Source organism: Microcoleus sp. Pol14D4 (assembly GCF_036701245.1).
Lineage (GTDB): Bacteria > Cyanobacteriota > Cyanobacteriia > Cyanobacteriales > Microcoleaceae > Microcoleus.
Map to the genome: position 1 here is coordinate 1 of NZ_JAUBQM010000054.1, position 12,267 is coordinate 12,267.

Below are 12,267 nucleotides of genomic sequence, written 5' to 3' on the forward strand. Positions count from 1 at the left end.
TACTCAGAATGGCTGCAATTGGTCACAACAGCCTTATTTAAGTATTTGTACTTATTGCAAAAGTGACACGCTCCCGAGGAACTAGAGACAAAAATAGCTAATTTCACAACAATTATGATGCAATTAAAAACTACGGCAATTACCATTTGGGTAGCGTTAGTTGGTTGGGTTTTTACAAGCAAAATAGATGCGTTGGTTCCCCTAGGATACGTTATAATTTTTGGTTTCTGGTTTTTAGAAGCTACCTACTGGAAGGTGCAATTGTATTACATACAAAGAGTCAATGCAGTTACCCAATTCTTGAATGATGAAAGCGCTTTAGATGAAAGTTTTAAAACCCATTCTATACCGGAAGGCCTTGTTCACCCGCTCGGTTCATTAAAAACAATTAAAATGCCTTCTTTAGGTCGAGCTATCTGCGCTCCATCAATCTATATTTTTTATACCTTTTTGTTTGTTGTTAATTCGATCGTTTGGTTGATAACTCTTAAAACAGCCCTCTAACTGGGTAAGATCCCAATGTGCGAGCGACCGGACAATATCTTCCATCCCAACTAACTAAAAGTGTAAATTGGAGGTTCAATTTGCTTGCTACTCCAAAAAACGGTTGCTTTCTGTATCGTTTGGGTTAAGAGTTCGCCTGTTCTCTCCTCAATACTCTGTTGGTTATTTTCAAATAACCAGAACTGTTCGCAATCGACTTCTAATATGACAGCAACCTCTTATATTCAGGACTTAGGCAACGGACATAATAAAATCAAGCTGTAGGGTGCGTCAGGTAAATTTCTAAAACGATTATTGAGGGTTTAAAAATCTGACGCACCTTACTAATTGTGACTATTTCCTATTTTAAAAGCACACGACAATGCAGTCCTTGCCCGCAGCTAAACAGGTTTGACACCAACTAACAAAGCTAGTTCTAACCACTTCCAATAACAGTCTGCATCGGTAAAACCAATTTCTCTAAACCACCGCAATTGCGTTTCCATATCGAGCAATTTATTAGACGGATCGTCTGGCGAATCGCTAATACCCAGCGCCTCTCGAAATTTCTGATGCAAAGCCGGAGTTGGAGATGCTACGTGTTCCAAGTTGCAAAAGATGCCTCCGGGTTCCAAAAGCTCGAAAATCTCGGCGTAAAGCGAACGTTTGCGATCGTCTGCTACATGGTGAATCGCAAAACTAGAAACAACCGCATCAAACTTGCCCAAATCCGGTAGCGATTCGTCAAAATTGTGCTCGATTACTGTGACATTCTGGTCATCAGCAAAGCGAATTCTGGCTTTTTCCAGCATTGTCGGCGAAAAGTCGATCGCCACACATTCAACATTTGGTCGATCGCACTTAAGCAGACCCAACAACCGCCCGTCTCCCGTGCCCACATCCAGAATTCGCTTCACATTTTTCGGCACTTCCTCCAACAAAACCGCTTCACCTTCAGTGCGGTGAGGAATGCCATCAGCTTTAGCAAGATACCACAAAGCGTGTTCCGCCGAAGTCCAAAGATTCACTTGACTCATAAATTTTCAACTCTCATAAACCTCGCCATTTTTGCGAGTAAAAATCCAACTATTCCCGTTAGCTTTGGCAATTAGATCGTCATCGGGATATTCGGCACTATCTCCCGGAGTGCGATCGCCAATTTCGAGATAAACAACATCTGCATTCGAGCGGTTAACTAAATGATGCCCATCTGCATCCCCCGCCCGAAAACCCGCTGCCATACCCGGTGTCAGCACTTGCTCTCCCGAATTTGTAATCAGAGTAACTTCCCCTTCCAGAACATAGATTAACTCATCTTGACGGGTATGCCAATGCCTGAGAGCAGAACAACTTCCCGGCGCAAGTCTCACCCAATTTACCCCAAAATTCTGCAATCCGGCAGCTTCGCCCAAGCGTTTTTTAACTCTCCCCGCAACAGCAGATTGGAATTGCTGAGGGTACTTGGAACCCGTAATTTCCGGCACATTTTTAGGCTCAATAATCATATAACAAAGCTGACAGCAGTTATGAGTTTTCTATTCTTTCTCTTGCTTGGCGTCCTAGGGTTTACGCGCGGCTTCGCCTAACGCGCCTTCGCGGTTCGTTTTTTCTGTTTTTATTATTACAAAACACGCTTAAATTCAAGATAAATACAATTTTATAGCACTTACCAGATCCCCGCCACTCTCGCCTCCCACCTCCGACAGTTCCCCCAACTCATTAAGAATGTGTTATAAATATTGAGATTCATTAAGAAATATTGCTCAAATGCTCGTTTCCCCCTCCGGCGTCAGCAAACTCAAAGAATCTTTAAAAGAAAAAGTATTCTTTGGGAATGAGCCAACCCCCGAACTCATAGCCATCTTACTGATTTACTTCGTCCAAGGCATTCTCGGACTCGCCCGCTTAGCCGTCAGCTTCTTTCTCAAAGACGAACTAGGTATGAGTCCGGCAGAAGTCTCCGCCATGCTGGGCGTCGTAGCCCTGCCTTGGATTATCAAACCCGTGTTCGGGTTCATGTCCGACGGCTTGCCGATATTCGGCTACCGCAGACGCCCTTACATCGTCCTCTCCGGGCTGCTGGGAACCTTAGCATGGGTAAGCCTCGCAACACTTGTACACACACCGCTGGCAGCTACAGGCGCGATCGCCCTGAGTTCCCTCTCCCTCGCCGTCAGCGACGTAATCGCCGACTCCCTGGTAGTCGAAAGGGCCAGAAAAGAATCCGTTACAGACGCCGGTTCCCTGCAATCCTTGTCTTGGGGCGCTTCAGCCCTCGGCGGACTAATTACCGCCTACCTCAGCGGTTCCCTGCTGCAACACTTCAGCACCCACACAATATTTTTAATCACCGCATCTTTCCCGCTAATTGTATCAGCAACAGCTTGGTTAATTGCCGAAGAAAAAACCAACAAAAGAACAGACTTTGAAACTGTCAAAGACCAACTAAAACAACTGCGGCAAGCTGTTACCCAAAAAACAATTTGGTTGCCCACAGCCTTTCTTTTCCTCTGGCAAGCCACCCCAAGCTCAGACTCGGCTTTCTTCTTTTTCACCACTAACGAATTAGGCTTTCAACCAGAATTTCTCGGACGAGTGCGCCTCGTTACCAGCATTGCCGCCCTCGCAGGCATCTGGCTGTTTCAACGCTTCCTCAAAACAGTTCCATTTCGAGTAATTTTTGGCTGGTCAACGGTCATTGCGGCTGCTTTGGGCATGACTACTTTATTATTAGTAACTCATGCCAACCGAGCTTTAGGAATTGACGATCAATGGTTCAGCATCGGAGACAGCCTGATTCTGACAGTAATCGGACAAATTGCTTATATGCCGGTGCTGGTACTCTCCGCCCGGTTGTGTCCCAGAGGCGTCGAAGCAACTTTATTTGCGCTGCTGATGTCAATCACAAATTTAGCAGGACTTTTGTCTCACGAAGGTGGCGCACTTTTGACCCACTTACTAGGAATTACCGATCGCAATTTCGATAACCTCTGGCTGCTAATTGTCATCACAAACCTGTCCACACTTCTGCCGCTACCGTTCTTAAATTGGTTGCCCGCCGATAGTACAGAAAGCGGCGATCCAAACAATCAAAAGTCTCTTCCCGTATTAGAACCAGAAATGGGCAGTTCCAAACCAGGCGGACAGCATTTCATGCCCGAATACTTTCCCGACTTAGTACCGACAGTAAGGTCACAAAGCCGCACCGCAGACAGCAAATAAAGGCAGGCACACACGGATTTTGACAGGGATACACGGATGAATTTAACTGTGTTTCCCAATTCTCCGACTTTCCCTCTCTCTGCGGCCTCTGTGCTCTCTGCGGTTAAATCAAGAAAAGCTTATTATACCCATGCAAAAATTACAGATTTCCCAACCTCAAACCGCAGCTCAAAACTCATCATACGATCGCACAGACTGGCAGCGCGGCTACGAATCTCAACCCAACGAATCCGACTACTGGATTGACGACATAGAAGGCGAAATCCCAGCCGGCTTGCAAGGCACATTCTTTCGCAACGGGCCCGGATTATTGGATATCAACGGCCAACCCATCCACCACCCGTTTGACGGTGACGGGATGGTTTGTGCGATCGCAATATCCGAAGGCCGCGCCCATTTCCGCAACCGATTCGTCCGCACAGAAGGCTATCTCGCCGAACAAGAAGCCGGAAAAATTCTCCACCGAGGCGTTTTCGGCACGCAGAAACCGGGCGGCTGGCTAGCCAACATCTTTGATGTCAAAATCAAAAACATTGCCAACACCAACATCATTTATTGGGGCGACAAACTGCTAGCGCTTTGGGAAGCAGCAGAACCCTACAGACTCGACCCCCGCACCCTAGAAACACTCGGCTTAGACACCCTAGACGGCATTTTACAACCCGGTGAAGCCTTCGCCGCCCACCCCAGAATTGAAAAAGGGAAAAATGGCAAAGGAGACAGATTAGTAAACTTTTCCGTCAAGCCCGGTTTGTCGAGTACCATCACGATTTACGAACTCGACGAAAGCGGCAAACTTTTGGATCGTCACGCCCATACAATACCGGGTTTTGCCTTCCTGCACGACATGGTAATTACCCCGAATTACTGTATATTCTTCCAAAATCCCGTCTCATTTAATCCTCTACCATTCGTGTTAGGATTGCGGAGTGCCTCCCAGTGCATTCAATTTTCGCCAAACAAGCCAACGCAAGCAATTTTAATTCCCCGCAACGGGACTGACGAGGTAAAGATATTAGAAACGGAACCTTGTTTTGTCTTCCACCACTGCAACGCATGGGAAGAAGGAGACGAAGTTTTTGTTGATTCAGTTTGCTACGAATCATTTCCCACTGTAGAGGCGGACGGAGATTTTCGCGAGATAGATTTTGAGAGCGTTCCAGCGGGCGAATTGTGGCGGTTTAAGTTAAATTTGCAAGACCAAACCGTTCAGCATCAAGTTGTTGAAACTAGGTGCTGCGAGTTTCCAACTTTGCATCCCAATAATGTCGGACAACCTTACCGATATCTTTACATCGGTGCTGCTGATGCTCCCACGGGAAATGCTCCTTTGCAAGCTATCCTCAAAATGGATTTCGTGACTGGTGAAAGACAAATTTGGAGTGCGGCACCGCGCGGTTTTGCGGGGGAACCGGTGTTTGTTCTCCGTCCCGATGCTGTTGCTGAGGATGACGGCTGGCTGCTGCTTTTAATGTATGATGCAGCTCATCATCGATCGACCTTAGTGATTTTAGATGCTCGCGACATCACCAAAGGGCCCCTAGCGCGCTTGCATTTAAAACAGCACATTCCCTACGGTTTGCACGGAAGTTTCACACCAAATGTACTCCTTCCTATCGGTTCGTAGTGGCCCGTTGATTCGCCTGGTTCTTGCGCCGATGAGCGCCACAGCTCGCCGGGGGTTTTCAACCCCCGGCTCACAGCGAAAGTCCTCTAAAATAGGACTAAAACCAACATTTATTATCGATCGAGTTTCTTTAGTCGGTTTCAACCTACTTTAGCTATGAGCCAAGGGTTTAAGCCCCTGGCGGATTGCCGGGAGTGCTAACAACTATTCAAGATGAAAAATATCATAATAAATGCAAACTATCAACACATTTAATTTAAAAAAAATACTTATTTTAATTTGCAACTTCCTCGCAATTTTCGCAATCATCTTATCTATTTACTCTCACAATGCTAACGCTCAAGAGCCTTACAATCCATCTCCAGAAAGCGCTGTAGCGTCCCAAGGCTTGGTTGAGGTCAAAATGACATTAATTGCCGTCGATCCCATTAAAAACGAACTAGAAGCCCGCTTGCAGTTTGAACTCAAAGGTATCTATAAAAAAGGGCCAACTTACCCGGCTCAAGACTTGTTAATGACAGTTAACGGCGCAAATGTACAGGATTCGGAAATTACCTTTAAAGAAGGCAAACCGATGATTGTCCCTGCATTGAAGTTTAACTTAGTCAAAGGAAAAATTAACAATTACCCGTTTGATAGGCACATTGCTAAAGTAGCTATTTCCATTGACCCGCTGCCTTCGATCGGTAAAAAGTTTGCTCCATTTGAACTGAATCCCGTGCCGCTGGAATTTAAGTTTAATGCCGACGTTCCAGGTTTCGACATCAGTTATAAGCCGATGGAGGAGAATTCATCTATCTTTATTTATATTGATGTTTCTGCAACTCGATCGCTCCCGGTCAAATTCTTTGCTTTAGTGATTATTGTGATCATGTGGGTGTTGTCAATAATGGCATTTTTGCTAGCATTGAAAGTGATGAAATCAGGCAAGTTGCCGGAAGTGGGAATGCTGAGTTGGACTGCTGTCATGCTGTTTGCTTTTCCCGCGATTCGCAATGCTCAGCCGGGGGTGCCTCCGGTGGGAACTGCAAGCGATTTCCTTTCGTTTTTTTGGACGGAAATTATTGTTGTGGTGGCGTTGGTGATTATTGGTAGTTGTTGGTTGAAGCGGTATCATCCGCCAATTGAATGATTTGAGATTTGAGATTTGAAGGATTAAGTCCAGAGAGAAATCAGCGGGATTTTACCCTGGAGACTTTCAATTAACAGTCAACAGTCAACAGCCAACTAAATTCAAAGATTCACTTTTTGACTTCTAAATTCTCAATATCATTTGAGGGTACTCCCAAACCTCGCAAAATAGTAAAAGCCATAATTTGATACCCCGACGGATTCGGGTGAACTCCATCTGCAGCCAACAAATTCAGAGTCTTGCCCGCGTGCTTTTGATACGTGCCAATAACTTCCCGAAAAGGCGTATTCAAATCAATAAACAAGCACTGATTCTCTAACGCAATTTCTCGCATCGCGGCCACATACTGTTGCAACCTGCGATTTTCTGGGCCGTCGATACTTTCCCCTATCAGAGTAGGAGAAAGCAGTACAACTCGAATTCCTGCGGCTTTTGCCGCCAGCACCATTTGAGTTATTTTCTTTCGATATTCTGCCACTTGCACTCCCGCGGACCAGTTGCCTTCCGGATAAAACTGATTGTTTGGGAAGTCGAAGAAAGCGTTCCAAACGTCGTTGACTCCGACATTAATCATCACTAAACCTGGCTTTTGGTCGATCGCATCTTTCTGGAAGCGCGCTTGCATATCAGTCGATTTGTTACCGCCGATCCCCGCGTTGACGATTTCGATCGTGCGATCGGGATAAAGGGCATTCAGATAGCGTTGCAGCAGCCAAACGTAACCTCCGGGGTATTTCCCTGCCTCGGTGATGCTGTCGCCCACTATCACAATTTTGCGCTTGCCGGCGAGCAAGTTCTGGATTTCTGGTGCCGGCGCTGCTTGGGATACGGATTCTTTAAACACTGGAATTAAAGAGTGAGGAAGGTTGAAGGCGATAATAGCAGCAATTACGGCGATGGCAAGTCTAATTAAAACTTGCCTCAGCCGGGGTTTGGGACGGGGCGATTTTCTTCGGGATAGCTTCGCTTGACGCACATTGAGAGACATAAGGAAGAAGGAAGAATGAAAAAGAGCCTATTTGATGCGTGTCCTCACCTTAATCCTAGATTTTAGCCTGAGTCTTCTGAGAGTGAGCCATCAATTCCATTATAGTTGCAAACAATCCTGGACTTCGGCGTGAGACCTTTGGCCAGATGAGTCGAGTTGTGCTCGGTCGAACGCTGAGAAATGACGCTTATTGCAGGTTTGAGCGTTTAGTCTCGCAGGTGGCTACATATCCCTGCTAGTTGGTTTAAAATTTTGCACAAAATTCATCCACCGCTGAACCTTAGAACCGGTGATGTCTAAAATCGGAATAGAATAGACATCTGATTCAGGAGGGCCGCCCTCGGTATCTTTGGCAATGCTTGTGCGTTCTGGCTTACCTAAGCCGTAAGTTGAAGCCGTTTCGCTAGCTAAACTACAGGGAATTCTAAAGTTTCCCATGCGAATACTTCCATTACCTGCTGAATAAACCCATTCATAACCGGGAACGCCTCTAAACTGCTGGCACAAAAAATGGGAAGTTTCAAACATTTTGGCAAGATGAACATCGTAGAGACCAAGCTTGCCACCATAAGCCGGTTGAGTTGTATCTCGATTCGGTGCAGTAAGTCGCATGAGGACAAAGCCTCCCCTAGCTTCTGTCCCACCATACCGAATGCTCAGCGGAACCTGAGTGCTATTTTGAGCCAGGATGATGTTAACCTTTTGAGTAAATTTAGCGCTGTCAGCCTCAGCACTAAGTTCGCTACCTAAGTAAGTAGAAGCAGAAAAAGCTAGGTTTGCAGGCAGTAATATAATCGCACAGGTCATTAGTTTTGCCAAATTGTGACGCTTTGCTTTTTTGGCGATCGCGTATGTTTTATTTAGCACAGTGCGATCGGAGGTGATTGGCGTGCGATCGAGTTGGGGTTGTGGGAGTGGTGGTTTATACATAGGTTTTACGAGCAAGGAGGAGATGTGCTGATTTGCGGGTAAATTAAGGGTTAACAGAACTTGAGAGTATTACTTATGAGAAAATGCCGGCTAGTAGCCTTGATGGTCAATTTAATAATTTTTGGTTCCTGTTTACCAATTATTGCACAACAATCTAAACGATACCCAACTGAGAATGAATTGCAGGCATTAATGAATCTGTTTCGCAATTTTGTGGCTGCGCCGCCGCCGAGAAATCATGATTTTTATATTCGAGATCGCCGTAATGAAACTGAGACTAAGAAATGGAAAGCGTTTGTTAGAGCTTGGTTGCCAGTTAATCCTGATGTAGCACCTTTTCTCGGTCAATGGATGGCACTAAGAGAAGAAACTCAAAATATTTACCAAACTCAAAATATTTACCCTTCAACTCTTAAAGGTAAAATTTGTATTATAACTTTTATTCCCAGAGAAAATGACATGGAGATAAGTTTTGCTCAAGGAACTATCTCTGGAAAATCCATCAAAACCACTAATTTGGCGAGTCTCATTCAACAAGGCAACTATTTAGGAGTCGTTTTTATTCAGATTAGAAATAATGAAGCTGGTATGCTCGTATACGCTTGGCCTAAACCGCTAGTCACTCCAGCTAAATTAATGAGTTCCCTTCCCCCAGCGGATAGAAATCGGTTGCTTCAACAATTTAAAGAAGCTGGCTGTAGTGATACTTTACCAAGGAAGTGATGAAATGATTAGAGTTAGGAAAAGAAGCTTGCTTATACTTGCTATCATCTCATTTTTTTCTGTCATAGCTTTGCCTGTTAAAGCGACAGAAACTAGATGTGGATGGTTGCAAAATCCCACGCCTGGAAATTGGTATTTAAAAGACAGAGATGGCACTTGGACTATCTCACTGCAAGGTCAATCTCCACCTAAAGGGATGGATACCATTCCCATCTCTGATGGAAAAGAAGTTGTTCTAACCAATGGCAATCACGGATATAACTGTGCTTGTTTAAATGTTGTTGTAGATAGCAGTCGGATGAGGATTATCACGATTCAAAGCGGTGAAGCATTACCACTCTCGACTTGTCGCGAAGATCCAAATTTGCCAAAAGAATGAAATTAAAGCCCTGACTATGTGCGATCTCTGCATCCTATGTGGCTATCTACCCCTAGATAATCCGTTGATAAAGATGTAAAACAGTTGATTAATGATGGATCAGCAAAGATCAAAATTTAAGTAATTCAAAATCTTGGTGTAATTATGGCTAACTTAATTTACAATGGAATTGAAATAACAATTGAGAATAAACAAGTTTCTCTTACTAATCTTTACACTGCAATAGGGAAGCCTCCTAATAAAGCACCTACTAATTTTAAGACATCTAAGGAAGGAAAACAAAAAATCAATAAATACAGCAATTTCCAGGTTTATGGAGTACGGTTGCAAGGGTTTGTCAACCATTTTGGTAAGTGTTTGGGATTAAGGTGTACTCTATTTGCGTGGAATCTGCTGTATGTAACTCAATACGGAACATAGGTATGGAAAAGTAGAAGAGGTGTAGATACAAGAGCAATTGTTGATCTGGCCTGTACATATCTTGAAGAGCTTAGCGATCCAAACGGGGCAATAAAACTTTTGGAAGTTTATACAACTGGTCAAAATATTGAATATAATACCCAAATTTTTACTCAAAACATTGAAGACAATACCAAAAACACAAATCAATTACAGGATGCTCCTTCTCAAGAAAATACTTCGTCTGGGTGTGGATGTATCATAGCAGTGATAATAATAATGTTTTTGGGGTTGGCTTCTTTTAATTCAAATAAAAGCCCCTACGATCACTATCAATATGACCCCCCATCAGCACAACCATATTATAATTACCCTCCTCAATAAATTTCGTTTTTGCGATCGCATCTATCGCGCGATCGATCAAAATTAAAAATGTAAAATTAAAATTGTACCGCTCGATAACAAAGCGCAATGGTAAGTGAAGCCGATGCCGCAACCGCCGCAGCCGTCCGAACATGATTCCAGAACGTCCAGTCGCTCAAGTATCTAGCCCATAGGCTCGCACCCTCAGTGCTGCTTGGATCGACAGTCGCCAGCGCATCATTTAGCGGCACATTGAACGCGATCGTCACTCCTACAGTACCGACAAGATAGAGCAGGCTGCCAAGGAGTAAGTAAGAGGCACCGGGTTGATGCCACTTTAACAGCGAGGAGATAGCCAGAAAGATGCAAGCTGCAGCCGTTCCGAATAGCGCCGTCATAAATAAAGGAGCGATCGCCGTTATATTGATGGCTTGCATAGCGGCAATACCCTGTGCTGGTTGGAGTCGGGCAAGGGCTTTCATCACAAACGTCGAGAAGGCGAAGAAGACTCCAGCCATCAGCCCGCTGCCTAGTGCCGAGAAAAGCTTCAATGTGAAAAGCGAGTAGTCAACCATTGTCCTAAAACCTCCTGCGAATTACTGTCCAATGCCTTGTTAGTGCATTGTCTCATTGCATTTTCAACCTTGATATTGAGCCGAGCAACTTGACGTAAAATGGACAGGGTGGAAAGCAGACCGCAAATAAAAGTTAAGTTTTCAACCACTACCATGCTCTGATGACGCGCATTTGCAGACATTATGCAGTTTTTTACTAAAAATCTAACTATTGATGTCTGCAATAATATTATCCATTTTTGGTTTTTTTGTCACTTATTTCAATAACTCAGTCCTGCACTAACAAAAACCTGGTTGGGACGGCAAATCCGAAGTTATAAGCCTTAAGGCAGAAACTTAGTTGTTGACCCCGCCTGCGTAAATTGTACAAGTGAAATTACTGATGTTTTTGTTCCCCCGATCTGTCGGTGTAATAGCCATCACAAAAAAGTTCGTCAAATGTCACATGACTTCTGCTACTTACAACACAACTTTAGAAGGTCATCGCGGTTTATAATATCTATTAGTTCAGGAAACAAGTTTTCAGGCGAGGTTAAAGCAATGGTAGCAAATTCAAATTTTTTATATCCTCAAAATCGCTATTACGGTGAAGTAAAGCCAGAGAATTTGGTATTTAATGCGAATTTACAAGAGTTTTCTCAGCGAGTGGGTTACATCAGTTCCTTGACATCTAACGGTAAAATCTCTGTGGAACAGGCATTTACTCAAATACAAAAACTTTGGGAAGAAGTGGAAAACTCGAAAAAGCAGTTGGGAATTGGCGAAAATCCATTTTCAGCTTGAATAATTAGCGGTTGGCTTGGAAGTTGAGTTACGCCCCATTGATGCCGATCGATTAATCCACCGCTTAAGATGAAAAAGTAGCTAGTGGCGATCGACCTTTTTGCCTATGAGTTCCGACCTAGTTCCTCTCCTTCCCAAAGTATCCCTCGGCCGCCGCGCCGCGGCCCTCTGCATCGACGGAATCGCTGTTTGGCTGCCCAGTTTGCTTCTGGGCACTAATGCGATCGTCCAAACGATATTTTTTGTTTTGCTGTGGCTGATCCTGCGCGTAGCCATCGTCAGGAAAAACCAAGGTCAAAGTATCGGGCGCTGGGCCTTGGACATGAAAATTGCCGATACCAGATTCCACCGGACTCCCGGAGTGCAAGAACTCTGCAAGCGCGAAGCCTTACTGGGCTTTTGCGCCGCCTTAGCCTTCGCAGGTATAGCTGGGATCACATCTACCAACGCCGCCGTCTTGCTGCTGATTCTGCCCCTGGCGATCGACTGTAGCGTTGCCCTCACCTCCACCGAAAGGTTTCCCCAAGCTTTCCACGATCGCATCGGCGGGACGATCGTCGTCGGAGCCCGCCGTGGCTACTCCCTAGACATCAAAGTTAGAAGATTGCTTGACCAAGTGCAGAGCAATGTGAGAAGATAATAAATTGTGTTTAAATTAGTCGA

14 protein-coding genes are annotated in these 12,267 nt (G+C 44.7%); 9 read left to right on the forward strand and 5 right to left on the reverse strand.

The window, feature by feature from the left end; genetic code table 11:
* Positions 1 to 114: 114 nt before the first annotated feature.
* Complete coding sequence (locus QUA33_RS18725; RefSeq protein ID WP_333150158.1) at positions 115 to 504, forward strand: hypothetical protein; 390 nt, start codon at positions 115 to 117, stop codon at positions 502 to 504.
* A 380-nt stretch (positions 505 to 884) separates the two neighbouring features.
* Here QUA33_RS18725 and QUA33_RS18730 read toward each other — a convergent pair whose 3' ends face one another.
* Complete coding sequence (locus QUA33_RS18730) at positions 885 to 1,520, reverse strand: class I SAM-dependent methyltransferase (protein ID WP_333150160.1); 636 nt, start codon at positions 1,518 to 1,520, stop codon at positions 885 to 887.
* A 6-nt stretch (positions 1,521 to 1,526) separates the two neighbouring features.
* Positions 1,527 to 1,988: a cupin domain-containing protein gene (locus QUA33_RS18735; protein WP_333150162.1), complete on the reverse strand. Its 462-nt coding sequence runs from the start codon at positions 1,986 to 1,988 to the stop codon at positions 1,527 to 1,529.
* Positions 1,989 to 2,250: 262 nt separating this feature from the next.
* Here QUA33_RS18735 and QUA33_RS18740 point away from each other — a divergent pair, with 262 nt between their 5' ends.
* From QUA33_RS18740 to QUA33_RS18750, 3 genes are all read left to right on the forward strand, one after another.
* Entirely contained in the window at positions 2,251 to 3,705 is a 1,455-nt protein-coding gene (locus tag QUA33_RS18740; RefSeq protein WP_333150163.1) for a folate/biopterin family MFS transporter, read from the forward strand.
* A gap of 130 nt (positions 3,706 to 3,835) precedes the next feature.
* On the forward strand, positions 3,836 to 5,332 hold the full coding sequence (locus QUA33_RS18745) for a carotenoid oxygenase family protein (RefSeq protein WP_333150165.1): 1,497 nt from the start codon (positions 3,836 to 3,838) through the stop codon (positions 5,330 to 5,332).
* Positions 5,333 to 5,564: 232 nt separating this feature from the next.
* Positions 5,565 to 6,464, forward strand: coding sequence for a DUF4436 family protein (locus QUA33_RS18750; protein WP_333150168.1), 900 nt, complete (start codon positions 5,565 to 5,567; stop codon positions 6,462 to 6,464).
* 109 nt (positions 6,465 to 6,573) lie between these two features.
* Here the strand turns inward: QUA33_RS18750 and QUA33_RS18755 are convergent, their stop codons facing one another.
* Positions 6,574 to 7,452, reverse strand: coding sequence for an SGNH/GDSL hydrolase family protein (locus QUA33_RS18755; RefSeq protein WP_333150169.1), 879 nt, complete (start codon positions 7,450 to 7,452; stop codon positions 6,574 to 6,576).
* Between the two features lie 222 nt (positions 7,453 to 7,674).
* A complete protein-coding gene (locus tag QUA33_RS18760) occupies positions 7,675 to 8,382 on the reverse strand; it encodes a hypothetical protein (protein WP_333150171.1) in 708 nt (235 codons plus the stop codon).
* A gap of 102 nt (positions 8,383 to 8,484) precedes the next feature.
* Here QUA33_RS18760 and QUA33_RS18765 point away from each other — a divergent pair, with 102 nt between their 5' ends.
* The 3 genes from QUA33_RS18765 (at position 8,485) to QUA33_RS18775 (ending at position 10,267) form a co-directional block, all read left to right on the forward strand.
* Positions 8,485 to 9,105 carry a hypothetical protein gene (locus tag QUA33_RS18765; protein ID WP_333150173.1) on the forward strand — a complete coding sequence of 207 codons (621 nt, stop codon included), beginning with the start codon at positions 8,485 to 8,487 and terminating at the stop codon, positions 9,103 to 9,105.
* Between the two features lie 4 nt (positions 9,106 to 9,109).
* Entirely contained in the window at positions 9,110 to 9,484 is a 375-nt protein-coding gene (locus QUA33_RS18770; protein WP_333150175.1) for a DUF4087 domain-containing protein, read from the forward strand.
* 519 nt (positions 9,485 to 10,003) lie between these two features.
* Positions 10,004 to 10,267: a hypothetical protein gene (locus QUA33_RS18775; RefSeq protein WP_333150177.1), complete on the forward strand. Its 264-nt coding sequence runs from the start codon at positions 10,004 to 10,006 to the stop codon at positions 10,265 to 10,267.
* 56 nt (positions 10,268 to 10,323) lie between these two features.
* Here the strand turns inward: QUA33_RS18775 and QUA33_RS18780 are convergent, their stop codons facing one another.
* Positions 10,324 to 10,728, reverse strand: coding sequence for an anthrone oxygenase family protein (locus tag QUA33_RS18780; protein WP_333150179.1), 405 nt, complete (start codon positions 10,726 to 10,728; stop codon positions 10,324 to 10,326).
* Positions 10,729 to 11,361: 633 nt separating this feature from the next.
* Here QUA33_RS18780 and QUA33_RS18785 point away from each other — a divergent pair.
* Together QUA33_RS18785 and QUA33_RS18790 are read left to right on the forward strand one after the other, a co-directional pair.
* The gene (locus tag QUA33_RS18785) at positions 11,362 to 11,604 is read left to right on the forward strand and encodes a DUF7219 family protein (protein ID WP_333061297.1); all 243 of its coding nucleotides are present in this window, start codon (positions 11,362 to 11,364) and stop codon (positions 11,602 to 11,604) included.
* Positions 11,605 to 11,710: 106 nt separating this feature from the next.
* Positions 11,711 to 12,244, forward strand: a complete 534-nt coding sequence (locus tag QUA33_RS18790; RefSeq protein ID WP_333150181.1) for an RDD family protein — start codon at positions 11,711 to 11,713, stop codon at positions 12,242 to 12,244.
* Positions 12,245 to 12,267: the final 23 nt, after the last annotated feature.

Coding starts and splice junctions, on each gene's coding strand:
- QUA33_RS18725 (WP_333150158.1), top strand. CDS start 115: ATGATGCAATTAAAAACTACGGCAATTACCATTTGGGTAGCGTTAGTT.
- QUA33_RS18730 (WP_333150160.1), bottom strand. CDS start 1,520: ATGAGTCAAGTGAATCTTTGGACTTCGGCGGAACACGCTTTGTGGTAT.
- QUA33_RS18735 (WP_333150162.1), bottom strand. CDS start 1,988: ATGATTATTGAGCCTAAAAATGTGCCGGAAATTACGGGTTCCAAGTAC.
- QUA33_RS18740 (WP_333150163.1), top strand. CDS start 2,251: ATGCTCGTTTCCCCCTCCGGCGTCAGCAAACTCAAAGAATCTTTAAAA.
- QUA33_RS18745 (WP_333150165.1), top strand. CDS start 3,836: ATGCAAAAATTACAGATTTCCCAACCTCAAACCGCAGCTCAAAACTCA.
- QUA33_RS18750 (WP_333150168.1), top strand. CDS start 5,565: ATGCAAACTATCAACACATTTAATTTAAAAAAAATACTTATTTTAATT.
- QUA33_RS18755 (WP_333150169.1), bottom strand. CDS start 7,452: ATGTCTCTCAATGTGCGTCAAGCGAAGCTATCCCGAAGAAAATCGCCC.
- QUA33_RS18760 (WP_333150171.1), bottom strand. CDS start 8,382: ATGTATAAACCACCACTCCCACAACCCCAACTCGATCGCACGCCAATC.
- QUA33_RS18765 (WP_333150173.1), top strand. CDS start 8,485: ATGGTCAATTTAATAATTTTTGGTTCCTGTTTACCAATTATTGCACAA.
- QUA33_RS18770 (WP_333150175.1), top strand. CDS start 9,110: ATGATTAGAGTTAGGAAAAGAAGCTTGCTTATACTTGCTATCATCTCA.
- QUA33_RS18780 (WP_333150179.1), bottom strand. CDS start 10,728: ATGAAAGCCCTTGCCCGACTCCAACCAGCACAGGGTATTGCCGCTATG.
- QUA33_RS18785 (WP_333061297.1), top strand. CDS start 11,362: ATGGTAGCAAATTCAAATTTTTTATATCCTCAAAATCGCTATTACGGT.
- QUA33_RS18790 (WP_333150181.1), top strand. CDS start 11,711: ATGAGTTCCGACCTAGTTCCTCTCCTTCCCAAAGTATCCCTCGGCCGC.